The following is a 24,774-nucleotide window of genomic DNA, read 5'->3' on the forward strand; positions in this document are numbered from 1 at the left end:
TGGCATTCATTCTTTCAATTATTGAGCCAGCTATGTCATTTCTTCCGTATTCCGTCAAAAAGGCAGTCTTTTCGATTGTCGAAGCCATTCCGTTCTTGGCCAAACGCGTCAACCGGTGGGCAATCAATCGCGTTGTCAATCGCGCCCGACCGCGCCCGCATCCGCTAAGCACGGAGCGCGACTATGTCTGGTGGGGTGGGTTGACCGATCGCCGTTGGAGTGGCCGACACCTGCCACCGCGTCCCCGTGCCAATGCCGCCGATCCCGAAGATCTCGCCACGCTGTTTCGTCGCAAGGACGGCAAACAACGCATGTGCCCCAAATCGACATGTTTGTTTCCGGCCTTTGCGCAATATCTGACCGACGGTTTTATCCGCACGGAATCCGAAGACTTGGTGCCTGCGGGCGAAGACCCCACTCACCGCTTGAAACGCAACACGTCAAACCACGAGATTGACCTTTGTCCCCTCTACGGCCGCACCCGCGCGCAGACTCTGGCGCTGCGTCTTCGGTCTGACGAAAAAGGCCGCAAGGGGCGGCTCGCTTCGCAGATGATCAACGGAGAGGAATACGCACCGTTCCTTTACAAGGACGGCAAGGTCGATCCGCAGTTCGATCTCCTTGACCCACCGCTCGGGCAAAGCACGCTTGATGATACGCGCCGGCCCACGATCTTTGCCTTCGGTGGTGACCGTGCAAACTCGGTCCCTCAGGTTGCCATGTTGAACACGTTGTTCCTGCGGGAACACAACCGCCTCGCGGCAGAGATTGAGGCCGATCATCCGGATTGGGATGACGACCGGGTGTTTGAGACCGCGCGCAACGCGGTCATCGTCATGTTCATCAAGATCGTGGTTGAGGATTACATCAACCACATATCTCCGTTGCCTTTCAGCTTGCGCGCCGATCCGTCCGTTGCGTGGAACGCGCCATGGAACAAACCGAACTGGATCACCACCGAATTCAGCCTGCTCTATCGTTGGCACGCGTTGATCCCCGATGCGCTGAAATGGGGGGGCGAAAAACACCCTGTGCACACCACCTTCATGAATAATGCGCTGTTGATCGATCATGGCCTGCTCGCTGCATTTTCAGGGATCAGCGACACCCAAGCGGCCGAGTTGGGACCGTGCAACACGGCAGAACCGCTCCTGCATATTGAGGTGGCCTCGATCAAACAGGACCGCGACTGTGCATTGGCCAGCTTTTCGGATTATTGCGACTACATGAGTCAGCGCAGGCCCGCGAATTTCGAAGCGATCTCGTCTGATCCCGAGGTCGCGGGCCTGCTCCGCCAGTTCTACGACGGTCCGCGCGACGTGGATTTCCACGTCGGACTGTTCTGTGAAGATCGGGTGCCCAACAGCCCGCTGCCCAGCCTTGTGCTCAAGTTCGTGGCGCTTGATGCGTTCAGTCAGGCGCTGACCAACCCGCTGTTGTCGCGGCATGTCTTCAAACGTTCGACTTTCTCCGGGCCCGGGTGGCGGGCGATCAATCGGACCGAAACGCTTCGGGATGTGGTGGATCGCAATGTCGCCGGTGGAGCAGGGGATGCGTTTATTGGGATGACCCGGCCCGCTTGGACGCCTGAGTAGTCAGGCGGAAGGGCAGATCAGCCGCAAGCGGTGTTTGCGCCAGTTGCGCCATGTGCCAAGCCAAAACCAGGTTGCTGGAGAGGACAGGTATGTCGCGCGCAGCTTCGATTTCCGGAATGGTCGCCAGCGTGCGCAGGTTGGTGCACGACAGAAAAAGAGCATCCAACTCCGTTTCTTGGCCAAGGTCTTGGGCGGCGTCGATGACCGACTGCGACGAGATGCGGACCACACGCTCTTCCACTGGTTCATCGAAGCTGGCAAAGGCCACGACATCAATCCCAGCTTCGGACAGAACGGCGCGCAACCGGGCCGATACGCTTTCGACATAGGGGCTCAGCAGGCCAAGGCGGGTAACGTCAAGATGCCGACATGCGGCAATCAGTGCCGTGACCGGGTCCGTGACGTCCGGTGTATCCACGCCTGCCTTCACCAGATCGGCGATCTGCGCGGCGCCAATCTCTGCCGTGCCCGAGGTGCACGCATAAGCGACACAGGCCATGTTTGCACCGCGCGGCAGCAGTGCCGCGGCGCCGGTCAGGTTGCCCGCCATTTCGCGCAAGGTGTCGGGGGTCACTGAGGTGCCGGAAGGGACGCGGCTGACCATGTATTCAATATCCGAGGGCATCAGGACGCGCATGTCCTGTTCGATTGTCTCGTCCGCCTGAAGGACGATCAGCCCAAGCTGGGTGGGGCGCGTATCGCCCATGGAATATGGGACACTCATGCCAGCATCCGAATAGTATGGTCCTGAGGGGAGGATAACCACTCTGCTCCGGTCTTACGCACCACGATGTTTTCTTCATGGACCATGATGCGCCCATCGCCCAAGAGAACTGACGGTTCCAGAGTCAGGGCCATTCCGGGGCCTATTGGGGTATGGTCCGCCGCAATGATCGACGGCCATTCGGTCAGTTGCATGCCCAGCCCGTGACCCAGTCGCCCTGCCTCCATCGCATTCCCCCCCGGGTTCGCGACGTTGTTCATGGCGTGGAAGATGTCCGAAATCACTGCGCCGGGGCGGGCGGCTTCGAACCCGGCTCGGGTCGCATCAATCAACCGCTTATGAGCGTCCTGTACCTCGGCACTCGGTTCACCGATGCTGAAGTTGCGATCAAAGTCGCAGAAATATCCGTCGTGTACGAGGCCGGTGTCGAGCATCAGAACGTCACCCGGTTCCAAAGGTGCTTCCGTCGCCGGAGAGATCATATCGCCATACCCACCCTGATCTGACGCTCCGGCAAGATAGGGCACCCAGTCTGCGCCTTCCTCAAGGCACAGCGCCTGAAATCTGCGAAACACCTCGGACAATGGTGTTCCTGTTCGGGCGATCTCGGGCACGCGATCAAAGGCTCGGTCGGCGATGTTTGCAGCGGTTCGTATCTTTGAAATCTCGGCCTCGGATTTGGTCAATCGCAAACGCCGCGTGATCTGCATATCGCTCACCAGCCTGCGCGATCCCAGCTTTTGCTCGAGGCTGCGCAGATCGCCCAAAGGCATGCGGACATAGCTTTCCATCGCATCGGCAATGCCGATTGAGCCGCCGGGCGGAGTGTGCTCGGACAATGTGTCGACCAGCAATGCGATACCGTCATCGTCATAGTCCGGTGCCTGCCACGTCCGAATATCGGTGATCCATGTCCGGCCCATCAGGTGTGCGCCGATGGATGGAATAACAGCAATCGGGTTGCCTTCCGCTGGAACGACAACGAACCAAGGGCGCGTTGGGCTTTCCCAAAAACGGGTGAGAAAGCCGGTGTAGTACCTGATCTCCGGCTCAGTTGTGAGCAGCAGCGCAGACAGGCCAGCACCTTCCATCATCGACTGGGCCTTGCGGGTGCGCTCCGCAAATTCAGCCGTGTGGAAACCGCGCGCGTGCGGTGTCATTCCGACGCCTCTTCGCTCAGGATCAGCAGCACGCGTGGCGCGTCCGTCAGACCCAATGCGTCACGATATGGCGCGCTCGCCAGCAAGGCGGACAGACCCGCCGCCCCGGAGGGCGTGGATGCCAAGCCAACTTCGGCCGAGACCGTGCTGCCGTGCGCGCCTTCCTCCTCGGAAATCAGCACGTAGTCATTGGCGTCTCGCGCCAACCCTTTGAGTGCGATCAGCGATGGTTCTTTGCAATCAAGCCGCCCCATGTCCGAACTTGGCCCTTCGGTCACTTGCGGTGCGCCCGCCTGAACCGACGCGAAAAGGGCGGGGGCCACCTCGGGTTCAACCACGATGATCCGGGGCGCCTGTCCCCATGCGTCGCGCGCATAGGCGGCACAAGCCGCGGCCAGTCCACCAACGCCCGCCTGCAGGAAGATATGGGTGGGCGCATCCATAGCGGCCACGGTTTCCTGCATCAGTACAGTATACCCTTCCATCAAACGGTGCGGGATGTCGAAGTAGCCGGGCCAGGAGCTGTCAGAAAGAAGCGTCCAGCCATTGGCCTCCGCCGCACGGGCCGCTTCGGCCATGCTGTCTTCGTAGACCGAGCCATGACGCCGTACATCCGCACCAAAGCTACGCAGCCGGTCGGCAAACACCTCCGGCACGGTGTCTGCCAGATAGATAACCGCCTTTGCACCGAAGGCTTGCGCACCCGCCGCGACTGACAAGCCGTGATTGCCAGCGCTGGCCGTCACATAAGTTCGTCCAGACGCTGCGCCGGTCTCGGCGTCGCAGGCAATGACATAAGCCGCACCAAGCGCCTTGAAGCTGCCCAAACCCATGCGCGCCCGTTCGTCCTTGATCTGCACCTCGGCTACATTCGCACTGTCCGCCAAGACAGGCGAGGACACCAATGGTGTTGGCGCCGCCGCCGGGCACCGGCGCAGCAGGCGCGCCGGATTGTCTGCGCTCACGCTGGGATCTGGAACGTCGGTTAGCGTGGCAATGGCTGCGTCGGCGCGGGTGTCTGTACGGGCAAGATGTTTCATGCCCAAACGCTATCAGGTGCTACAGCCCACGCTAGATAGAATCGCGACATCGCGCGGTGCTGATGCGGCGAGTGCAGTGATATTGTGGAAAGTGGCTGGGATGGTAGGACTCGAACCTACAACCTACTGTACCAAAAACAGTTGATCTACCAATTGATCTACATCCCAACGTGCCGCGCTAATTAGAGCGGCAAAGCGATGTGCGCAAGCCCCTTTACATCAAAAATCCGACTATTCCTTGGGGGCCGCATCTGTCAGCAAATCGGGGGCGTCGGGGTCATTGCGTTCGGCATCCACCAGCTTGTCCAGTCCCGGCTCTGACATGTCGGTAACATCGGCGGCTTCGACCTCCGGGGCTGTCGGCAAAGCGGGTGCCTGTTCGCTTGGTCCGGGCTGGTCCAATTCTGCGTCGAGTGCCGCACCGCCCAGCAACTGAATGCGATAGGTGGTGTCGGGCACTTCGATTCCGGCCCCTTCGATTCGTGCCTTGACCAGACGCAGGGCCTCCCCTTGGCTCGGACCAGCGATGTCGCCTCTTGATCGATCCAGCCCGTGACTGTCATGAAAATCGCGCCATCCCCGATCCGTTCGATCCACGACATCGGTGCCGGTTCGGAAAGGATAAAGGGCAGCTCCGCCACGGTTTCTTCTGCCATGCGCCGCACCTCGGCCAGATCGGCGTCGGAACTCACGCCAATCTCAAAGCTAAAGCGGCGTTCGGTGTTGGTGGAGTAGTTCACGATGCGGCTTTTGAAGACGGTCGCATTGGGGATGCGGATGTGGTTGCCGTCAAAGCTCAGCAGAATAGTCGCCCGACTGGTCAGGCGAATGACCTTGCCCGTGTCGCCTTCGATTTCGACGACATCATTGGGACGAAAGGGTTGGCGGATCGACAACATGATCGATGCGATAAAGTTTTCGACCGTGTCACGCACGGCAAAACCGATGGCGAGGCCCACGATCCCCGCTGCACCCAGTATCGTGCCCAGCAGGGCCGTCGCCCCAAGGATATCCAGCGCGATGACCACACCTGCGATAAAGAACAGGATGCGTACCACCTGGCGATAGATGTTGGCGATAAAGGCATTTGGCGCGATCCGGTCCCAAGGATAACGCGCGCGAGCCAGCAACATCCCAAGGGTCAGAACCAGAACAAAGGCCAAAAGGGCAACCGCAATCAGCGGCAGCATCGCAACGGCCTGTGTCATGCGGGCCTGAAAGCGCTCGACCGCTGGGTTCAACCGGGCGACTACATCCGTCGTTTCGGTCACTTCGTTCTCGATGGCAACGACGCCTTCGACACGACCAACAAGCTCATTCAGCCGGTCGGCGGTTGCAGTGTCCACGGTCGTGCCCCGCAGCGTCACGATGCCTGACGTGACGGACACGGTCACCCCGTCGAACCCATCAAGCTCGTTCAGAATATCGCGGATACGCACCGCAATTGCCGCGTCCTGCGCGGCACTGTCCGTGATGGCAATCGTGCCTTGGGGTTGGCTTGCGTTCTGTGCCGAAAGCGGCGCGGCGCACAGGCACAGGATGATCAATAGGGCACGGATCACGCCTGCACCTCGACCAGAATGGCTCCGGCCCGTCCACCTGCTTCGACCGCGCCATGTGCTGCTGCTGTGTCTGCCAGCGCAAAGGTTTGGGCAATCGGGCAGGTCAGCGCGCCTGTAAGCAGCGCATCATGCAGATGCTCGATCGCCACGGCGCGTTGATCTGGCGGCAGAAGATAGATCAACAGGATGTCGACCGTCGCAGCCTTGAACAGCAACGGACCAAAGGGCAGCGTGGGCGCCATGTCCTGCGCCGAGCCATAGGCCGCGATGGTGCCATTGGGGGCAATCACCTCCGCATCGGTCCCCACATTGCGGCCAAATTCCACTTCGATGATGCGCGATATAGGCGCGCCGTCATTGGCCGCCAGAATGTGCTGTGCAAGGTCAGGGTCGGAGTAGTTCAGAACAACGTCTGCACCTGCGTCCTCCGCGGTGGTCAATCCGTCCCCCCGGGCTGTTGCGATCACCTTGGCACCACCCCATTTCGCCAGTTGCACGGCCAGCAGGCCGACAGTGCCTGCACCGCCTTGGATAAGAAGCGTTTGGCCTGCAACAGCGCCACCTCCGAAAACAGCATGTGCTGCGGTCAGGCCGGGAATGCCCAACACGGCCCCTGTGTCCATGGTAATCGGGTCTGGCAGCAGTACCGCTTGGTCTGCGGGCAGACAGATATGTGTTGCGGCCGTGCCGAAGGGGCGCTGCCACTGGCCGTTCCAGATCCAGAAACGTTGCCCGATCCGTGTCTCTGGCACATCATCGCCAACGGCCACGATCCGTCCCGCGCCATCGCTATGTGGGATGATCTGGTCAAACGGAGGCTTTATCACACCGGGCCGTGTGCCAGAGCGTGCTTTGACATCTGACGGGTTCACGCCGGAAAAGGTCAACTCGACCAGCACCTCGCCCGCTGCGGGGTCCGGCGTTGGCATCTCTGCCAAGGTCAGAACATCCGAGGCCGGGCCGAAACGGGTGTATTGAATGGCTTTCATTGGAACGTTCTTCTTGGATACGTGTTGTGCAATGCTTTGAATGCTAAACAAGATAAGGGCAAGAGCAAGGAGAGTTGCTGATGACGCGACGGGTATTGATACCACCGGGGCTCGAGGCCGCCTGTGACGCGGCGGGCATGTCGCCGGGGGTCGTATCGCACAATCATGTATTCATGACAGGTGTCACCGGGGCAGCGGCGGACGGAACGATGCCATTGTCGGAGGAGGCACAATTCCACGCCTGTTTCACCAAGATCGGCGAGGTGCTGGCCCAAGCCGACCTTACCCTGAACGCCATTGTCGAGATGACCAGTTACCACGTGGGGCTCCGCGCCCATTTCGATGCGTTTGATGCCGTGCGCCGCGCGCATCTTTCACAACCTTACCCTGCTTGGACAGCGGTTGAAGTGGCAGGGTTGCGCCGCGAAGGGGCGGTCGTGGAAGTCCGTGTTGTGGCGGAGCTGGGTTAGTCGCGCAGTTCGTCTATCGCAACACCCCAAAGCCGTGCTTTGGGTGCCCAACCGCGATAGCCGCCAGAACTCAGGCGACACCACTCGGGTCCGCATTTGCCCAATCGGGCGACAACGCCCGCTTCCAATGCGGCGGTGACGGGCGCATTGGCGTCAGGTTTGGTGCGCAGGGTCAGCATGTCCTGTTCGACAATGACCGTGCGTGTGCCGGAAAGCAGCGAATAGTGCACCCAGCCGCCCAGTCCGTCCCGGTCTTCGACCCGGCGCCAGTGGCCATGTTCGGCCGTGATGCGCAGCGGCATGTCGCGGCGCTTGAACACCCAGTCGATTCTGTGGGTCAGGGATGGGCCGCGGCGCACGTTACCCTCTGCCGCTTTCATCGACACAAAGCGCGGCAAGGGCAGGTTGGTCACGGGACCTGTGTCTCGTGCAACAGCGGGCAGGGTCAGGCCCAGCACCAAAAGCATCGATAGCACAAACCGCCAAACCGCAATCATCGGGAACTTTCCGCTCGTCACTCGCCTTTTGATGTGGCCGAGGTTCTTGTGCCTCGTGCTCACATCCGCCACCATGCCAAAGATAGGACGCAAGGCCAAGCACCGGGGAGGGCGCAATGCCAAAGGAACGTCTGAGTGTTGTCGTTACGCGACGGTTGCCCGCCGAGGTGGAAACCCGGTTGAGCGAACTGTTCGACGTCACCTTGCGCGACAGCGATGCGCCCATGACCCGCACCGAGTTGGTCGAGGCAATGAAGGCGGCTGATGTTCTGGTTCCCACGATCACCGACACCGTGGATGGGGCCATGATCGGGCAGGCTGGCGAACGTTTGAAACTGATCGCGAACTATGGCGCAGGTGTTGATAATATTGATGTCTCGACGGCCCGGCAGCGCGGTATCCTGGTGTCAAACACGCCCGGTGTACTGACCGATGACACCGCCGACATGACCATGGGTCTGATCCTTGCCGTGACCCGCCGCCTGCCCGAAGGGCTGGCTGCGATGCAATCAGGCACATGGGACGGATGGGCGCCCACCGCATTCCTTGGCGGTCGGGTCGCCGGACGCAGGCTCGGTATCCTTGGCATGGGGCGTATCGGACAGGCGGTTGCCCGCCGAGCGGCGGCTTTCGGGATGCAGGTGCACTACCACAACCGCCGCCGCCTGCGGCCCGAGATCGAAGAAGAGTTGCAAGCCACGTGGTGGGAAAGCCTGGACCAGATGGTGGCGCGCATGGACGTTATCAGCGTCAACTGTCCGCACACGCCCTCTACCTTTCACCTGATGAATGCACGCCGTTTGAAACTGATGAAGCCGGATGCCGTGATCGTGAACACGTCGCGTGGCGAGGTGATTGATGAAAACGCCCTGACACGCATGTTGCGGGCGGGCGAGATCGCGGGGGCGGGCCTCGATGTCTATGAAAACGGGACCGAGGTGAACCCGCGCCTGCGCGAACTGAACAACGTTGTATTGTTGCCCCATATGGGTTCGGCCACCCGCGAAAGCCGGATCGAAATGGGCGAAAAGGTCATTATCAATATCAAGACCTTTGACGATGGTCACCGCCCACCTGATCAGGTCGTGCCGTCCATGCTTTGATGCCCCGGGCGGCACAGCTGCCCGGTTTTTTGACCGCCGAATTGACGAGCCTGCCGCGCCAAAGGAGGATCCCATGCGCTTTTCCCTGACCGTTGCCTTTACCCTGATCGCAGGGGCCGCGTTGGCCCAGCAAACCGCGGACGCCGTCCAGCCCGAAGGCGGGACTGAAGGCGCAGCGGTTGCGACCACAGAAGCCATTGCCGCGGCACAAGCATCCAAGGATGCAGGCCAGCCCGTCACGGCGCAAAGCTATATGGTTGCCGCTGCCAACCCGCTGGCCGTGCAGGCTGGCACCGAAGTGCTTGCGAATGGCGGTACCGCAGCGGACGCCCTCGTGGCCGTGCAGGTCGTTCTGGGATTGGTTGAGCCACAATCGTCGGGCCTGGGAGGAGGCGCGTTCCTGGTCTGGTATAATGCTGAAACACAGGAATTGACGACACTTGATGGGCGCGAAACGGCGCCGTTGGCAGCAACGCCGCAGCTATTCCAGACAGAGGATGGGGAGCCCATGGGCTTCTTCGATGCGGTCGTTGGAGGGCGGTCCGTTGGCACGCCGGGAACACCCGCGCTCTTGGAAGAGGTGCATCAACGTTGGGGCAGCCAACCTTGGCCCAGCCTTTTCGACTCAGCGATTGGGCTGGCCGATGACGGGTTCGAAGTATCACCACGTCTTGCGGGTTTGATCGAACAGGATGCAGAACGCCTGGGTCGCTTCCCGGTGACTGCTGACTATTTCCTGCCTGATGGCACGCCGCTGAGCGCGGGCACAGTGCTGCAGAACCCGGAATATGCCGAAACCTTGCGGGTCTTGGCGGCCGAAGGTGCGGACGGCTTTTACACCGGCAAAATCGCACAGGACATCATGGCGACGGTGCAGTTTGTCGCGGGCAATCCCGGCGTTCTGTCCGAGCTTGATCTGGCGGTCTACCAGGTCAAGGAACGCGCGCCGGTCTGTGTTACCTACCGGGCGCATGATGTCTGTGGGATGGGTCCACCGTCGTCTGGGGCGCTGACCGTGGGTCAGATCCTAGGGATGCTGGACAGCTACGATCTTGCCGGACTCGGGGCAGAAAATCCGGAAAGCTGGCGGTTGATCGGTGACGCCTCGCGTCTCGCGTTTGCGGATCGGGGGCGGTACATGGCCGATAGCGATTTCGTTCCAATGCCCACCGCCGGTCTGGTCGATCCTGCCTACCTTGCCGACCGCTCCGGGCAACTGAACGGAGAGACTGCCCTGGCCGATGTTGCCCCGGGCAATCCGGCCTTTGATCACAGCAGTCTTTGGGCTGATGACCAAAGCCTAGAACTGCCTTCGACGTCACACATCTCGATTGTTGATGCGTACGGCAATGTGGCTTCGATGACGACGACCATTGAAAACGCATTTGGCTCACGGCTGATGGTGCATGGGTTCCTTCTGAACAACGAGCTGACCGACTTCAGCTTCAGCACCCATGTGGACGGCGTGCCGATTGCGAATGCGCTTGCACCGGGAAAACGTCCCCGCTCGTCCATGTCGCCGACCATCGTGATGAAGGATGGCGCGCCGGTTCTGGCCATCGGTTCGCCCGGTGGCAGCCGCATCATTGGCTACACAGCCAAGTCGATCATCGCGTGGATGGACTGGGGGATGGACGTGCAGCAGGCCGTCGGCCTGCCCCACGCTGTGAACCGGTTTGGGACCTACGATTTCGAAGAAGGCACATCGGCGGCAGACCTCGCCCCGGCACTGGAAGCGCTTGGCTTTGAAGTGAATGTGCGTGGGTTGAATTCCGGTCTGCATGCGATTGAGATCGGGGAGACGCTGCAAGGCGGGGCCGATCCGCGCCGTGAAGGCATTGCGCTGGGCGACTGACGCCCGGCGACAAGGGGAGAATACACATGCCGCAGGCCATTGATCTGCCACGCAACGAAGAGGGGATTGCCACGGCACTTGGCATCCTCAAGCAGAAGTTCGGGGACCAATTCCATACGGGTCAGGCGATGCGGGATCAGCACGCACACACGACGACGTGGATCCGAGCGCAGGCGCCAGATGCGGTGGTGTTCCCCACCTCGACAAAGGAAGTGTCGGACATCATCAAGGTCTGCGCGACACATCAGGTGCCGGTCATCCCCTTTGGCACTGGCACGTCGCTCGAAGGGCACGTGAATGCGCCGGCGGGTGGCGTATCCGTGGATCTGACCCAGATGGACCAGATACTCGCCGTGAATGCCGAGGACCTTGATTGCGTCGTGCAACCGGGTGTGACGCGAGAGCAGTTGAACACCTATCTGCGGGACAGGGGGCTCTTCTTTCCCATTGATCCCGGTGCGAATGCATCGCTGGGTGGGATGGCCTCGACCCGCGCTTCGGGCACCAACGCGGTGCGCTATGGCACGATGAAGGACAATGTGCTGGCGCTTGAGGCTGTGATGGCCGATGGGCGGGTCATCCGCACGGCGCAGCGGGCCAAGAAAACATCAGCAGGCTATGACATGACACGCTTGCTGATCGGGTCCGAGGGCACGCTGGGTCTGATCACCGAGATCACGCTGAAACTGCAGGGTATCCCGGAGGCTATCTCTGCGGCGCGCATGTCCTTTCCCTCCATCGATGCCGCCTGCCAGGCCGTGATGACGACGATCCAGTATGGCATTCCCGTTGCGCGGATCGAGCTGATGGACGCGTTGAACGTGAAGGCGGCGAATGACTATGCAGGTCTAACCCTGCCAGAAACACCATTGCTTCTGCTGGAATTCCACGGCTCGGACAGTGGTGTGATCGAACAGGCAGAGATGTTTGGTTCCATCGCCGGGGATGCGGGAGGCACGGACTTTGCAACGACTGCCACGGCAGAAGAACGCAACAAGCTGTGGAAAGCGCGACACGACTTGTACTGGGCCACGCTTCAATTGCGCCCCGGCGCACAAGGGATCTCGACCGATGTTTGCGTGCCCATCTCGCGGCTGGCCGAGGCCGTGACAGGCGCGCAGGCCAAGGCGGAGGAGCTTGGGCTTCTGGCCCCAATCGTCGGGCATGTGGGTGATGGTAATTTTCATAGCCTCGTGCTGATCGATATGGAAAACGCCAAGGAGGTGCGCCGCGCCGAGGAGTTCACGGCCTTCCTTGCGGACGAGGCGATCCGGATGGACGGCACCTGCACCGGTGAGCATGGCATCGGTCAGGGTAAGATGCCCTATCTGGTCAAGGAACTGGGACCCACGGTCGAATACATGGCCGCGATCAAGACGGCGCTGGATCCACAAAACATCATGAACCCGGGCAAGATCTTTGGCCCGCGTCGCTAAAGCAATCGCGACGTTCCTGTGCGTGGTGATGGCAGGTGTCGCGCTGGCGCAAGACACGGCACGCTACCGTGTCGATGTGACGTTCAATTGGACGGCAGCGGATGACCTGGACGCGCATTGGAGCAGGTTGATCGCCTTTGCGCATTCATCGCGGTACAGCCTTTTCCGAGACGGAGAAACAGCCTCGAGCGGTTTGGCCCTTGTCGCCACAAACGGGCGGGTCAGCGTGCTTGAAGCGGAACTGGCCGAAGGGCGCAGGCGTGGCCGCGTCGGCGAGCATGTGGTGTTGCCGGGGGTCGCCAGCCCAGGGGCGTTTTCCTTTGAGTTGATGGTGGATGAGACGTTGAGCCGTGTGTCCTTTGCGACGATGCTTGCGCCCAGTCCGGATTGGTTTTCTGGCGCCAGCGGCGTGCAATTGCGCGCCGAAGACATATGGCGGGATCAGGTGACCGTTGTGCTGTGGCCGTGGGACGCAGGTGCAGACAGTGGACCGAATTACACCAGCCCAAATGTCGAAACGCAGCCGCGCCAGTCTGTCCGCCTGCTGACCCATCCCGATTTTCTGACCGCAGATGGCCTTGCCCCCATCGGGCAGGCCTCCTTTACCCGTTTGCCTTGATCCTGCGGACGCCTGCGGCGACGCTGTCTGTTTATTGGGGGCCAGCCCCCAAACCCCCGGGATTTTTTGAAACAGGGAAGAAGGGACGTGTCGTGGGCGTCGTTTTTCTGCAGCGTTCGGTCGGCTTGTTGGCGCGGGGCGCGTGTTGTTTTCCTAGAACAACGGGGACGGATTGCGAGGGAATCGGGACATGAAAACGCAGGTCAAAGCATTGGTTGTCGGTGGCGGCGCTGTCGGAACCTCGATTGCCTACCATCTGGCGCGTGCGGGCTGGGACGACGTGATGCTGCTTGAACGGGACGAGTTGACCTCTGGCTCGACATGGCATGCTGCTGGCTTGCTGCCCTATTTCAACATGTCCTATGCCACGACCCACATCCACGACTACTCGATCAAGTTCTACAAGACACTTGAGGAAGAGACGGGGCTGAACGCGGGCTTCGCCGTTGTGGGCAACCTCCGCATGGCGCAAACTCAAGAGCGCATGGATGAATACATGCTCTATGCCTCAACGGCCGAGACCTGCGGGGTGCCTTACGAGTTCATGACGCCTGATGAGATCAAGGCGAAGTGGCCCCTGATCCGGACTGAGGATTTGAAGGGCGCGCTGTATCACCAGACGGACGGCTATATTAACCCCGCCGATGTCACGATGGCGATGGCCAAGGGTGCGCGCCAGCGCGGCGTGATGATCGAGCGGAAGTGGCAGGCCGATGCCTTTCACTGGAACGGTGAGGCTTGGGAGGTCACGGCCACCAAGATGGTGGAGAAGGGCGGCAACCTTGTCCCCTCTGACGAGCAGGTCGTGATAACGGCTGAGCATGTGGTGACGGCCAGCGGCAACCACGCGCAGCGCACCGCCCAAATGCTGGGCATCAAGATGCCCGCCATCCCTGTTGAACACCAGTTCATCGTGATGGAGCAGGACCCCGAGCTTGTGAAGTACCGGGCCGAGGGCAATGCCGAGCACCCGGTCATTCGCGATGCCGACGCGCAGTCCTACGTCCGCGAGGAGCGCGGCGGTTGGATCCTTGGGGTGTATGAAAAGAATGCGCCTGCGCGATTCGAACATGGGGTGCCGGACAGCTTCCGGGCGGACCTGTTCCAGCTGGATCTGGAGCGGATCGAAGACCAGTACATGGCGATGATCCATCGCGTGCCGTCTTGCGAAGAAAGCGGTCTCAAGGACGATTTTAATGGCCCGATCTGCTACACGCCGGATGGCAACCCGCTGGTCGGTCCAGCGCCCGGGTTGGACAATATGTGGCTGGCCGAAGGGTTCTCATTTGGTATCACCGCCGCTGGCGGCACCGGCTACTACCTTGCCCAGATGATGGTCGAGGGGGAGGCCGAGATCGACATGGCCTCGCTTGATCCCAAGCGTTACGGCGACTGGATGACGACCGAATATGCTGCGCGCAAGAACGAGGAATGCTACGAGCACGTCTATATCCTGCACCACCCCGACGAAGAGCGTGAAGCGTGCCGTCCGTTGCGGACGGGCCCGGCCTATGACCGGCAAAAGGCGGCAGGGGCACAGTTCGGCTGCGTGAACGGGTTCGAGCGCCCCAACTATTACGGCCCTCTGGGTGCGCCGGACAGTTTTGATCACGATGCCCGGTCCTTCCGCCGGGGCGGTTGGTGGCAATACGCCCATGACGAGGCCCAGGCGATCCGTGAGGGTGTTGGTCTGGTCGACGCGACGGCCTTTACCAAACACCGGATTTCTGGCCCGGGCGCCACGGCCTTCCTGGATTGGTTCACCACCAACAAGCTGCCCAAGGTCGGGCGCATCAACCTGACCTATGCCCTAACGGCAGCTGGCACGACACGCACGGAATACACCATCGTGCGGCTGGCCGAGGATGACTATTACCTCGTGTCGGCAGGCGCATGGCACGCCTATGATCAGGATTACCTCTACAAGGCGATCATGGAGAAAGAGGCCGAGTTCGGACGCATCAACGAAGAGGACGTGACGACCAAGTGGGGTGTTTTCGCCATTGCCGGGCCAAAATCGCGTGATGTTCTGAACGAACTGGTCAAGGACGCGGACCCGTCGACTGTCCTGTCGAACAAGCGCTTCCCTTGGCTGTCTTACCGCGACATCGAACTGGGTATGTGTCCTGTGCGGGCCATCCGCGTGGCCTATACCGGCGAGTTGGGCTGGGAATTGCACCATCCAATCGAAATGCAGAACTACCTGTGGGATCAGCTTGTGAAGGCTGGTGAAAAGCACGGAATGAAGCTCGTGGGCGCGCGTGCGCAGAACTGGTTGCGGCAGGAAAAATCCTATCGCGCGTTCGGGACTGAACTGGGGCGCGATGCGACCCCGGTGGAAGCTGATCTGCCCCGCTTCGTTGACCTGTCCAAGGATTTCCATGGCAAGGCGGCGATGGAAAAGATTGGCGTCCGTTCGACTTGCGTCACCGTATTGATCGACGGGCCTGATGATGCAGACCCTTGGGGACGTGAAGCCCTCTATCACGGGGACACACGTGTCGGACGTTTGACCTCTGGCGGGTATTCGGTCGCTTTCGGCAAATCGATTGGCATGGGATATGTCCAGCCCGATCTGGCTGTACCGGGCACAAAGCTGCAGGTCAGGATGTTCGACAAGCTTTGGCAGGCAGAAATTGTCAGCGACAGCCCCTACGATCCAAAGAACGAAGTGATCCGCAAGGATGGGTGAACCCGCCGATTGAAGGGGGATCACTCGCCTGTTGGTTGACTCGGCTGGCGCGTCGCTTAATTGTCCGCTTCAATATTGGAAAAAGGCGTTGCACCACGATGAATCTAATAAAGATTTTTGTATTTGGCATCGGCGCAGCGCTTGCATCAGCGGTGTCACTCAGCGCTCAGGACGTTTTGCGCCCTGCCAAGATCGCCACCGTTCAGGAAACAGAAGCAACGATCCAGCGTACGTATCCTGCGATTGTGTTGCCCTCCGAAGAGGTTGAGCTGTCGTTTCGCGTCAGTGGGCGGGTCATTGAACTCCCCATTCGTGGTGCACAGGATGTGGCGCTGGGTGCGTTGATTGCGCAGATCGACCCGCGCGACTTCGAACGCCAGATTGCCCAGCTTGAAAGCTCACGTGATCAATCGGCAGCCCAACTCCGTGCCTTGCGAACAGGCGCGCGTGCGGAAGAGATTGTCGCGCTGGAAGCCGCAGTTGAATCGGCTCAGGCCCAAGTTGATCAGGCCCGTGATCAGGCCGAACGGACACGCGAGTTGGCGGAACGCGGCGTTGTTGCTGCTGCCCGTCTTGAACAGGATGAGGCGTCCTTGCGTGTTGCCGAAGCCAACCTGCGGGCGCAGCAAGAACAGTTGATCATCGGGCAATCCGGTGGTCGAGCGGAAGACATCGAAGCGGCTGAGGCGGCCTTGCGTGGGCTTGAAGCGCAATTGCAGGTGGCAAACGACAATCTTGATGACGCAACGCTGACGGCGCCTTTTGCGGGCATCATCTCGCGCCGTGACATCGACAACTTCACGAATGTGCAGGCGGGCCAAAGCATTGCGCTGCTGCAAAACATCGACACCGTGCACCTTGCCTTTGATGTGCCGGGGCCGGATGTGGTCGCGCTGTCCGCAAACGGACAGGACCAGATCCAATCCCAGGTTCAGTTTGACGCGTTGCCGGGGCAAACCTTTGATGCAGAGGTGGTAGAATTTTCTGTGCAGGCCGACGCCGCCACCCAAACCTATCGGGGGCGGGTCAGTGTCGCGCAACCAAACGGGTCCATCATTCTGCCGGGCATGGTTGGCCGCGCCTTGGCAACGGCCCCGGGGTCGGCGCCGGAATTGCGTATTCCGCTGACATCAGTGGGCGCAGACCCCGATGGTTCGCCGTTTGTATGGCTGCTGGATGATGACAACGCCGTGTCCAAGCAATCCGTCACGTTGGGCGAGGCCAGCGGCGCTGAGGTTGCCGTGACCGATGGGGTCAGCGCGGGGGACCGCGTGATTGCTGCCGGGGTCAGTCAGATCGTTGACGGGATGACCATACGCCCGATCACTCGGGTTGGAGATTAAGCTATGGATCTGGCCCGGTTTGCCATCGAAAAGCGTCTGATCTCGGCGATCTCGACGCTCCTTATTCTGATCTCGGGGTACTTTGCCTACACCGTGCTCCCGCGGTTCGAAGACCCTGAATTCATCATCCGTCAGGCCCAGATCATCACGCCCTATCCCGGTGCCAGCGCCGAAGAGGTGGCAGAGGAAGTGACCGAGGTTGTCGAAAACGCCTTGCAGCAATTACAAGGCGTGGATGAAGTGCGGTCGGTGTCCTCGCCAGGTCTCAGCATCGTGAATGTTGAATTCACCATTCCTTCGGTGCCGGACTACCCTGTGCTCTATGAACGGTTCGCACAGATGCGCGCCAAGGTCGACGATGCGCAGGGGGACCTGCCCCCCAACGCGCTTGAAAGCCTGATCTTTGATGACTTTGGCGACGTTTATGCCCTGTATTTCGCTGTTGTAGGGGATGGGTTCTCCATCAACGAGTTGCATGAATACGCCAAGGACCTGCAACGCGAACTGGTGACGGTCGATGGCGTGTCCAAGGTGGTTCTGAACGGTGTTCAAGACGAGGTCATCTATGTCGAATACTCGTCGGCCCGCTTGATCGAGCTTGGTTTGGCACCGGATCAGATTGCGGAAATCCTTGAAGGCCAGAACCTCGTCCGTCCCGCCGGGTCAATCAAGGCGGGGCAAACCCGCCTGATGGTCCGCCCGGAAAGTGCGGTGTCCTCGACCGAGGCCATCGGCAACCTGATGATCACCAATCCGCAGACTGGCGCGTCCTTCCGCCTGTCCGATATTGCAACGATCAGCCGCGGGGTCGAGGACCCGGCCACCATGTTGCTGTACCGCGATGGGAAACAAGCCATCGGGATCGGGATATCAAACACGTTGGGCGGCAACGTCGTGAACATGGGTGTGGCGGTCAAGGAACGGATGGACGCCCTGATTGATCAGCGCCCCATTGGTATCGATGTGCTGGCGATTTCGGATCAGTCCGTCACGGTCAAAGAGTCGGTCGACGATTTCGTCATGAACGTCGTGTTGGCGCTCGCCATTGTTGTGGGCACGCTTCTGATCTTCATGGGGCTGCGGTCGGGCATCCTGATGGGCGGCATCCTGATGGTGACTGTGGCCGGAACCCTGTTCGGAATGTACCTCTATGATCTGGACATGCAGCGCATTTCGCTTGGTGCGCTGATTATCGCGCTGGGGATGTTGGTCGACAACGCCATCGTCGTGGTCGAAGGCACGCTGGTTCGGGTCCAAAGGGGCGAGAGCGCGGCGTCTGCCTCCATCGCGGTTGTGAACCAGACGAAATGGCCGCTGCTGGGGGGGACGCTTGTTGGTATCCTCGCCTTTTCACCCATCGGTTTTTCGCCGGACAATACCGGCGAATACGCGGGCAGCCTGTTCTGGACCATCGCGATCTCACTGCTGTTTTCCTGGCTGGTCGCCATTTGGCTGACACCGTATTTCTGCACCCTTCTGCTCAAACCCGGCACGGCCGTGGAAGAGCGGGAAAATGTGTTTCTGGGGATGTACCGCAGCATTCTCAAACGTGCGATTGCGGTCCGGTATCTGACCATCGGCTTGGTCGTGGTACTGTTCGCATCTGCGATTGCGATGTTCAGCATGGTGCCGCCCGGCTTCTTTCCGACCTCCACCCGCGCGCAATTCGCGATTGACTACTTCCTGCCGCAAGGCGCCGACATCACTGCAACCGAGGCGGACATACTGGAAATCAGTGAGCACGTGCGCACGCTGCCCGGCGTCACCGGAACAAACACGGCCATCGGTCAGGGCCACACACGTTTCATGTTGATCTACGAGGCCGAGACCCAGAACTCGGCCTATGGGCAGATTTTGGTCGACGTGGAAAGCTTTGACCAGATCGAGGACCTGCGTACTGAATTGCAGGCGTGGATCGAAGAAAACTATCCCGTGGCCAATACCAAAGTGTGGAAATTCGTGCTGGGCCCAGGTGGCGGGTCCAAGGTCGAGGCGCGGTTCTTCGGTCCCGATCCCGTGGTCTTGCGCGAACTGGCCGCCAAGGCGAAGGCGATCATGTCCGATGCAGGGGCCATTGCGGTCAAGGACGACTGGCGTGAACAGGTGCAGGTCCTCCGGCCTGTCATCGACACCGAAAACGCGCGCCGTCTGGGCCTGACCCAAAGCGATATCTCGGGTGCCCTTGCCACCCATCTGACCGGATCAACCCTGGGCGTGTATCGCGAGCGGGATGAGCTGTTGAACATTGTCATGCGCCCGACAGCCGTAGAACGTGACGACCTGACAGAGCTGCGCGATGTGCAGGTCTTCAGTCAGGTGGCCGGTGGATACATTCCGATCAATCAGGTCGTGGACCGATTTGACGTTGTGTTCGAGGCAGGTAACCTGCGTCGCATCGACCGTAAGTTGGCCATCACGGCGCAATCCGACAACGCGGTGGGTGTCCTGTCAGGCGACCTGTTCAACGATGTCCGGGACCAGATCGAGGATATCGCTATGCCGCCCGGCTACGCGCTCGAGTGGAAGGGTGAATACGGCAACTCTCAAGAGGCGAATGCCGGACTGGCCGCGACCATGCCCTTGGGGTTTGGCGCGATGATCCTTGTTGTGATCTTCCTGTTCAACGCGGTTCGGCAGCCATTGATCATCTGGTTGACGGTGCCGCTGGCCCTGATCGGGGTGATCTGGGGGCTGGCGGCCACGCAAACCCCGCTCGAGTTCATGGCGATCCTTGGTGTCCTGTCCTTGACCGGCCTGCTGATCAAGGCGGCCATCGTGCTGATTGATGAAATTGATAGCCAGATTGCCGATGACAAACCACGCATGGATGCCATCGTGGATTCTGCGGTCAGCAGGGTGCGACCCGTGTTGTTGGGGGTGCTGACGACCGTGCTGGGCGTTGTGCCACTGGTGTGGGACCCGTTCTTTGCCTCGCTGGCAATCGTGATCATCTGCGGGCTCAGCTTTGCAGCGGTTCTCACGTTGATCGTTGTGCCCGCGCTCTATGCCATCTTCTTCCGGGTGAGCGGCGACGAGGTCGCCCTAGCGGACCGTGCGCCGCTCAAGCCAGCTTTGCCAGTCGGCGGCTGAGCCGTTGAAGGCATTGATATCAACGGAACCGGGCGTGTTTGGCAGCGTCCCGGTTGCCGTGTATTGCCAGAACCGCCACGACTGGCCGGGATAGGCCTGTGCCGGGGTCTTGGCCGTGGTGCGCAGCCAGAATTCGTAGCCCCGCAAACGGTTCAGCTCCGCATCCTCGTAGAAGCCCGGCGTCGTGTAGATGACGGGTTTCTGACCATAATGTGCTTCGACAATGTTCAGCCAACGCTGCATTTCGTTGCGCACCGTGGCCGCATCCGGGCGGCGTTGGCAGGTGGGTGAAAACGGGTTCCACTCCATGTCCAGCACAGGGGGCAAGCTGCCGTGCGTCCGTGGGGCTGTACGGATAAAGAACTGCGCCTGCACCTCGGGTGCCGTGCAGAAATAGTAGAAGTGGTAGGCCCCACGCCTGATCCCGGCTTGACCCGCGCCACGCCAGTGATCCTTGAACATCGGATCGGCCAGGTCCCCGCCTTCGGTCGCCTTCAGGAAGGCAAACTCGATCCCCACGGCCTTGGCCCGCACCCAATCTACGCTGGTCTGGAAACGGGCCGCATCCATACCCCGCACCGGAAAGGTGCTGGGCTGGCGACCGGCAAAGCGCACCGGGTCGGTGTCCCCGATGATCATCGGGCCGGTAAAGGGGGTGGGGCCGGGGGCGCAGGCGGATAAAATGACGAGGGCGGCAATCAAAAATCGTGTGAACATGAGGCTGAGCCTAGCCGCTTAGAACCGCGCTGGCGACAAGGATTTGATGGTGGCCGCGTCGATGTGCGGAGGACGGCCCAACACCAGCTCAGCCACAAGCTTGCTGGCCGCGGGCGCTGTCTGAAACCCATAGCCGCCCTGGCCCGCGCACCAAATGAAATCAGGGACTTGGCGGTCGGGTCCCAGCACCAGCGTGCGGTCGGGGGCAAAGCTGCGCAGACCCGCCCATGACGTCTCAACCCGGGTGACGGGTTCGGTCACGTGCTGGCTGTAGCGGTCCAGCCCTTCGGCCAGCACCATGTCGTCGGCCCATGCGTCTTGCGGTGCGACAAGGTCCTCATCCGCCGGAGAGACCAAAAGTTTCCCCGCATCCGGCTTGGCATACCACGTCTCGCCCACACCAAAGAAGATGGGCCAATCGCTCACGTCGTGGCCGCCCGGCGCGGGCAGGCGTGCCATGGAACGACGGAGGGGCATGATGCCAATGGGCGCGACCCCCGCCATCGCGGCAATCTGGTCGGCCCAGGCACCCGCAGCGTTCACGAGTACATCAGCGGTGAACACCCCGTCACCGCAATGCACGGTCCAGGTTCTGTCGTGCTTGATCTCGGTCACCGCCTGACCCGTCAGAACCCGCCCGCCATTCGCGCGTACGGTCTTTGCGAAATCCTGAACCATCCGGTCCGTATCGATATCAAACGCATCGGCATGATAAGCGGCGCGGGTGATCGCGTCGTTCAGGATCGGGATGTATGTCCGCGCCTCGTCCACCGAAATCTCGGGGCACTTCAGGGTCTGCGCATCTTCATCGAATTGATCATCTTCGCCTGCGCGCCCAAGTAACAGGAAGCCACGGGGGCTGAGGTACGGTTGCTGATAGGCGGCGCTGGCCTTGTTCAGTGCCACCACCGAAGGCGACCCATAGTTCTCTTCGAACAGCGCGGCAGACCGGCCCGAGGCGTGGTAACCAAGTGCGCTTTCGCCCTCGATCAACGTGACCTGCGCCCCATCCGATAGACGCGCCGCCGCAGACACCCCGGCGATACCACCGCCGATGACGATGATGTCTGTCACGCTTCCTCGATCCGGTCCGTGGCCGGGGGCGGCGTGACGCTGAAGCCGGTGATCTGGTCATAAAGGTCGGCAGTCATGTCAAAGTCGAGCGCAGCGAGCGACGGTGCCAGCTGCTCTGCCGATCGGGCAGAGATGATGGGCCGGGGCAGCGCCGGATGCGCCATGGCCCACGCCACGGCAAGCGTTGCAGGGCTGGTGCCAAGGTCGGCTGCCAGCGCAGACAGCTTGGCTGCCGCCTCGCGCATCCAATCCACGTTGTAGCGCGCGGCATAACGGTCATCCTCGGTCAGCCGCCCGGTGCCGCCATCCGCGTATTTGCCGGTCAACAGCCCGCCACCAAGGGGCGAATAGGGTGCGATTTCAATGCCCTGATCGACAGCCATCGGGAAAATCTCGACCTCGGACTGGCGTTTGACGAGGCTGTGCATGGGTTGGATGATGTCGATCCGCACTTCGAACTGTGCGGCAACCGCCTGCGCCTTCATCACCTGCCATGCGGCAAAGTTGGAGACACCGATATGGCGGATCTTGCCCTGCGCCTTCAGCGTGGCCAGCGCGTCAAAGGTTTCCTGCAGTGGCGTGTCATCGTCAAAGCGGTGCAGGTAAAGGGTATCGACCATATCCATCTGCAATCGCTGTTGCGAGGTGGCAAAGCCGGTCAGGATGTTGTCGCGCCCGGACCCACCCTCGTATGCCGCCTTGGTCGCGATGATCAAGTCATCGCGGTCGGCCTTGACCATCTCACCCAACAGCGTTTCGGATGCGCCGCCCGTATAAACAAAGGCGGTATCGAAATGGGTGATGCCCGCGGCGCGGGCGGCGTCGAACATCGCCCGGCTTTCGCTGGCGTCGGCCTTGCCGCCGAACTGCATGGTGCCGAAGGTCAGCGGTGAAAGCGGGGTGCCGTTGAGAGAGGTAATCATGCGCCAAATCGTGCCATGCAGAACACAGTGGGCGCAACGGCTAACGCGTGTTTTGGTGCGAAGAATGCAGATGCGCCGTGCTGGTCTGTATGGACAGAGTGCACCGGGCGTACATCCCCGAAGCGCCATGGGTGTATCTCGCCAAACTGTGGTCGGGTGCGTGAAGACGGCGCAAATGCACGCCACTGCCGCAACCTGGCAGCAGCTTGCGGTGGACTGGCCCCCGCTGTGCGATAGGTTCGGAAGGGAACGATATGCAGGGGGCGGATATGGCCGACGGGTTTGAACAGATGGTGGATGAGGCGCTCAGCTTCTTTGCCAAGCTGGAGAAGAACAACACCAAGGACTGGTTCGAGCCGCACAAGGCCCGCTACAAGGAGGCCATCGCTGGCCCTGCCGGGTTCTTTTCGGACCTGATGGCCCAGGATATCGCCCGCATCACCGGCAAGCCGCACAGCCCAAAGGTCTTCCGCATCTACCGCGATGTGCGCTTTTCCAAGGACAAGACACCGCTCAACACGCATCTGCACATCATGTGGTCCCCTGCGGATAAGGACCCGCTGGCCCCCTCATGGTTCTGGGGGCTGTCGAAGGACTATTTCATCCTTGGTATGGGGGTGATGGGCCTGCAGGGCGAGCATCTGACCCGCTACCGCGCCTTCGTCGACAGTTGGGGGGACAGCTTGCAGGAGGCGCTGGATGCGGCCGCCGATACCGGTGCTGAGATCAGTGACTGGGGACCAGAGCCGCTGAAGCGCGTACCGAAACCCTATAACCAGGACCATCCGCATGGGGATCTGCTGAAGCGCAAGGCGCTTGCCATGTCGGGGCCGATGCCCGCCAATTGGCGCGACACTGGCCTGATCAAGGCAACCGTATCGCGGATCAACACCTTGATGCCTGTCTGGAAGGTCTTCGATTCGCACCTGTAAATGACGCACATCAATGACAACGCGTACGTGCGGGTTTCTACGTCTTCACCGAATAGCACTAGGAGAAGACTTTTGGCACAATCTGTTGAGATCATTGATCGCAAGCCCTCTAACGCTCAGGCCTTTGACCAGACCCAATGCCCCCACGCCGACAAGATGACGCGTGCCGAATACGAGGCGGAAAAGGCTGCCTTGCAGGTCGAGTTGCTGAAGGTTCAGTTGTGGGTGCAGGAGACGGGCCAGAAGTTTGTGCTGCTGTTCGAAGGGCGCGATGCGGCAGGCAAAGGCGGCACCATCAAACGGTTCATGGAGCATCTGAACCCCCGTGCTGCGCGTGTGGTGGCCCTCAACAAACCCACAGACCAAGAGCGGGGGCAGTGGTTTTTTCAACGCTACATCAAACACCTGCCAACCAGCGGTGAGATCGTGCTGTATGACCGATCCTGGTACAACCGGGCGGGTGTCGAACGGGTCATGTCCTTCTGTGCCGCTAATGAATATCTTGAGTTCATGCGTCAGACGCCCGAGTTCGAACGGATGCTGTCGCGTTCGGGCATTCAACTGTTCAAATACTGGTTTTCCGTCACGCAGGACGAACAGCGTCGCCGCTTCAAGGCGCGCGAGACAGACCCGCTGAAACAGTGGAAACTGTCGCCGATCGACCGGGCCAGCCTTGATAAATGGGATGCGTACACCGAAGCGAAAGAGGCGATGTTTTTCTACACCGATACGGCCGATGCACCTTGGACGGTCGTCAAATCCAACGACAAGAAACGCGCACGCATCAATTGCATGAAGCACTTTCTGTCGACATTGGACTATCCCGACAAGGACCTGACAGTGGCCACCGTACCCGACCCGCTGATCGTGCAGCAGGCAGATGCTGCTGTGAACGGGTCCGAGCATATCCTGGCCGCCTCGGTGCACCCGCATTCCCGCAAAAGCTGACGACC

General features: G+C 60.7%; 20 protein-coding genes and 1 tRNA gene. 11 read left to right on the plus strand and 10 right to left on the minus strand.

The window, feature by feature from the left end; genetic code table 11:
- Positions 1–32 precede the first annotated feature (32 nt).
- Positions 33–1,595 carry a peroxidase family protein gene (locus ACZ1HN_RS06625; protein ID WP_472726919.1) on the plus strand — a complete coding sequence of 521 codons (1,563 nt, stop codon included), beginning with the start codon at positions 33–35 and terminating at the stop codon, positions 1,593–1,595.
- On the opposite strand, the gene ACZ1HN_RS06630 is transcribed toward ACZ1HN_RS06625, so the two are convergent.
- The 6 genes from ACZ1HN_RS06630 to ACZ1HN_RS06655 form a co-directional block, all read right to left on the minus strand.
- A complete protein-coding gene (locus tag ACZ1HN_RS06630) occupies positions 1,558–2,319 on the minus strand; it encodes a maleate cis-trans isomerase family protein (protein ID WP_472726920.1) in 762 nt (253 codons plus the stop codon). The two genes, ACZ1HN_RS06625 and ACZ1HN_RS06630, sit on opposite strands and share 38 nt — an antisense overlap.
- Entirely contained in the window at positions 2,316–3,479 is a 1,164-nt protein-coding gene (locus tag ACZ1HN_RS06635) for a M24 family metallopeptidase (protein ID WP_472726921.1), read from the minus strand. Before ACZ1HN_RS06635 ends, ACZ1HN_RS06630 begins: the two co-directional genes overlap by 4 nt.
- Complete coding sequence (locus ACZ1HN_RS06640) at positions 3,476–4,519, minus strand: pyridoxal-phosphate dependent enzyme (RefSeq protein ID WP_472726922.1); 1,044 nt, start codon at positions 4,517–4,519, stop codon at positions 3,476–3,478. The genes ACZ1HN_RS06635 and ACZ1HN_RS06640 overlap by 4 nt, the downstream gene beginning before the upstream one ends.
- 92 nt (positions 4,520–4,611) lie before the next feature.
- A tRNA-Gln gene (locus ACZ1HN_RS06645) sits at positions 4,612–4,687 on the minus strand.
- 86 nt (positions 4,688–4,773) lie between these two features.
- Positions 4,774–6,081: a mechanosensitive ion channel domain-containing protein gene (locus tag ACZ1HN_RS06650; RefSeq protein ID WP_472726923.1), complete on the minus strand. Its 1,308-nt coding sequence runs from the start codon at positions 6,079–6,081 to the stop codon at positions 4,774–4,776.
- Positions 6,078–7,070, minus strand: a complete 993-nt coding sequence (locus ACZ1HN_RS06655) for an NADPH:quinone reductase (RefSeq protein ID WP_472726924.1) — start codon at positions 7,068–7,070, stop codon at positions 6,078–6,080. The genes ACZ1HN_RS06650 and ACZ1HN_RS06655 overlap by 4 nt, the downstream gene beginning before the upstream one ends.
- 80 nt (positions 7,071–7,150) lie before the next feature.
- On the opposite strand from ACZ1HN_RS06655, the gene ACZ1HN_RS06660 reads away from it, so the two are divergent.
- Positions 7,151–7,540 carry a Rid family hydrolase gene (locus tag ACZ1HN_RS06660; protein ID WP_472726925.1) on the plus strand — a complete coding sequence of 130 codons (390 nt, stop codon included), beginning with the start codon at positions 7,151–7,153 and terminating at the stop codon, positions 7,538–7,540.
- Here the strand turns inward: ACZ1HN_RS06660 and ACZ1HN_RS06665 are convergent.
- Positions 7,537–8,007: an SH3 domain-containing protein gene (locus ACZ1HN_RS06665; protein WP_299205917.1), complete on the minus strand. Its 471-nt coding sequence runs from the start codon at positions 8,005–8,007 to the stop codon at positions 7,537–7,539. The two genes, ACZ1HN_RS06660 and ACZ1HN_RS06665, sit on opposite strands and share 4 nt — an antisense overlap.
- Before the next feature lie 146 nt (positions 8,008–8,153).
- On the opposite strand from ACZ1HN_RS06665, the gene ACZ1HN_RS06670 reads away from it, so the two are divergent.
- The 7 genes from ACZ1HN_RS06670 to ACZ1HN_RS06700 all read left to right on the plus strand — a co-directional run bounded on the left by ACZ1HN_RS06670 (position 8,154) and on the right by ACZ1HN_RS06700 (position 20,175).
- Positions 8,154–9,140 (plus strand): 2-hydroxyacid dehydrogenase, encoded by a 987-nt coding sequence (locus ACZ1HN_RS06670; RefSeq protein ID WP_299205327.1) that lies wholly within the window; start codon positions 8,154–8,156, stop codon positions 9,138–9,140.
- A gap of 73 nt (positions 9,141–9,213) precedes the next feature.
- On the plus strand, positions 9,214–10,995 hold the full coding sequence (gene ggt / locus ACZ1HN_RS06675; RefSeq protein WP_472726926.1) for a gamma-glutamyltransferase: 1,782 nt from the start codon (positions 9,214–9,216) through the stop codon (positions 10,993–10,995).
- Positions 10,996–11,021: 26 nt separating this feature from the next.
- Positions 11,022–12,431 carry an FAD-binding oxidoreductase gene (locus tag ACZ1HN_RS06680; RefSeq protein ID WP_472726927.1) on the plus strand — a complete coding sequence of 470 codons (1,410 nt, stop codon included), beginning with the start codon at positions 11,022–11,024 and terminating at the stop codon, positions 12,429–12,431.
- Entirely contained in the window at positions 12,415–13,050 is a 636-nt protein-coding gene (locus tag ACZ1HN_RS06685; RefSeq protein WP_472726928.1) for a spondin domain-containing protein, read from the plus strand. Before ACZ1HN_RS06680 ends, ACZ1HN_RS06685 begins: the two co-directional genes overlap by 17 nt.
- Positions 13,051–13,240: 190 nt before the next feature.
- A complete protein-coding gene (locus tag ACZ1HN_RS06690) occupies positions 13,241–15,742 on the plus strand; it encodes a GcvT family protein (RefSeq protein WP_472726929.1) in 2,502 nt (833 codons plus the stop codon).
- Positions 15,743–15,840: 98 nt separating this feature from the next.
- Positions 15,841–17,085, plus strand: coding sequence for an efflux RND transporter periplasmic adaptor subunit (locus ACZ1HN_RS06695; protein WP_299602358.1), 1,245 nt, complete (start codon positions 15,841–15,843; stop codon positions 17,083–17,085).
- Between the two features lie 3 nt (positions 17,086–17,088).
- A complete protein-coding gene (locus tag ACZ1HN_RS06700) occupies positions 17,089–20,175 on the plus strand; it encodes an efflux RND transporter permease subunit (RefSeq protein WP_472726930.1) in 3,087 nt (1,028 codons plus the stop codon).
- Here ACZ1HN_RS06700 and ACZ1HN_RS06705 read toward each other — a convergent pair.
- The 3 genes from ACZ1HN_RS06705 to ACZ1HN_RS06715 are packed head-to-tail and all read right to left on the minus strand — an operon-like array spanning position 20,128 to position 22,889.
- Complete coding sequence (locus tag ACZ1HN_RS06705; protein ID WP_472726931.1) at positions 20,128–20,892, minus strand: GH25 family lysozyme; 765 nt, start codon at positions 20,890–20,892, stop codon at positions 20,128–20,130. The genes ACZ1HN_RS06700 and ACZ1HN_RS06705 overlap by 48 nt on opposite strands.
- Positions 20,893–20,910: 18 nt before the next feature.
- Positions 20,911–21,966, minus strand: a complete 1,056-nt coding sequence (locus tag ACZ1HN_RS06710) for an NAD(P)/FAD-dependent oxidoreductase (RefSeq protein ID WP_472726932.1) — start codon at positions 21,964–21,966, stop codon at positions 20,911–20,913.
- Positions 21,963–22,889, minus strand: a complete 927-nt coding sequence (locus ACZ1HN_RS06715) for an aldo/keto reductase (RefSeq protein ID WP_472726933.1) — start codon at positions 22,887–22,889, stop codon at positions 21,963–21,965. The genes ACZ1HN_RS06710 and ACZ1HN_RS06715 overlap by 4 nt, the downstream gene beginning before the upstream one ends.
- Positions 22,890–23,158: 269 nt before the next feature.
- On the opposite strand from ACZ1HN_RS06715, the gene ACZ1HN_RS06720 reads away from it, so the two are divergent.
- Positions 23,159–23,821: a DUF2461 domain-containing protein gene (locus tag ACZ1HN_RS06720; RefSeq protein WP_472726934.1), complete on the plus strand. Its 663-nt coding sequence runs from the start codon at positions 23,159–23,161 to the stop codon at positions 23,819–23,821.
- A gap of 90 nt (positions 23,822–23,911) precedes the next feature.
- Complete coding sequence (ppk2, locus tag ACZ1HN_RS06725; RefSeq protein ID WP_472729289.1) at positions 23,912–24,769, plus strand: polyphosphate kinase 2; 858 nt, start codon at positions 23,912–23,914, stop codon at positions 24,767–24,769.
- Positions 24,770–24,774 lie beyond the last annotated feature (5 nt).

It is taken from the genome of Tateyamaria sp. GN1-10 (genome assembly GCF_055693845.1).

Coding starts and splice junctions, on each gene's coding strand:
- ACZ1HN_RS06625 (WP_472726919.1), top strand. CDS start 33: ATGTCATTTCTTCCGTATTCCGTCAAAAAGGCAGTCTTTTCGATTGTC.
- ACZ1HN_RS06630 (WP_472726920.1), bottom strand. CDS start 2,319: ATGAGTGTCCCATATTCCATGGGCGATACGCGCCCCACCCAGCTTGGG.
- ACZ1HN_RS06635 (WP_472726921.1), bottom strand. CDS start 3,479: ATGACACCGCACGCGCGCGGTTTCCACACGGCTGAATTTGCGGAGCGC.
- ACZ1HN_RS06640 (WP_472726922.1), bottom strand. CDS start 4,519: ATGAAACATCTTGCCCGTACAGACACCCGCGCCGACGCAGCCATTGCC.
- ACZ1HN_RS06655 (WP_472726924.1), bottom strand. CDS start 7,070: ATGAAAGCCATTCAATACACCCGTTTCGGCCCGGCCTCGGATGTTCTG.
- ACZ1HN_RS06660 (WP_472726925.1), top strand. CDS start 7,151: ATGACGCGACGGGTATTGATACCACCGGGGCTCGAGGCCGCCTGTGAC.
- ACZ1HN_RS06665 (WP_299205917.1), bottom strand. CDS start 8,007: ATGCTTTTGGTGCTGGGCCTGACCCTGCCCGCTGTTGCACGAGACACA.
- ACZ1HN_RS06670 (WP_299205327.1), top strand. CDS start 8,154: ATGCCAAAGGAACGTCTGAGTGTTGTCGTTACGCGACGGTTGCCCGCC.
- ggt (WP_472726926.1), top strand. CDS start 9,214: ATGCGCTTTTCCCTGACCGTTGCCTTTACCCTGATCGCAGGGGCCGCG.
- ACZ1HN_RS06680 (WP_472726927.1), top strand. CDS start 11,022: ATGCCGCAGGCCATTGATCTGCCACGCAACGAAGAGGGGATTGCCACG.
- ACZ1HN_RS06690 (WP_472726929.1), top strand. CDS start 13,241: ATGAAAACGCAGGTCAAAGCATTGGTTGTCGGTGGCGGCGCTGTCGGA.
- ACZ1HN_RS06695 (WP_299602358.1), top strand. CDS start 15,841: ATGAATCTAATAAAGATTTTTGTATTTGGCATCGGCGCAGCGCTTGCA.
- ACZ1HN_RS06700 (WP_472726930.1), top strand. CDS start 17,089: ATGGATCTGGCCCGGTTTGCCATCGAAAAGCGTCTGATCTCGGCGATC.
- ACZ1HN_RS06705 (WP_472726931.1), bottom strand. CDS start 20,892: ATGTTCACACGATTTTTGATTGCCGCCCTCGTCATTTTATCCGCCTGC.
- ACZ1HN_RS06715 (WP_472726933.1), bottom strand. CDS start 22,889: ATGATTACCTCTCTCAACGGCACCCCGCTTTCACCGCTGACCTTCGGC.
- ACZ1HN_RS06720 (WP_472726934.1), top strand. CDS start 23,159: ATGGCCGACGGGTTTGAACAGATGGTGGATGAGGCGCTCAGCTTCTTT.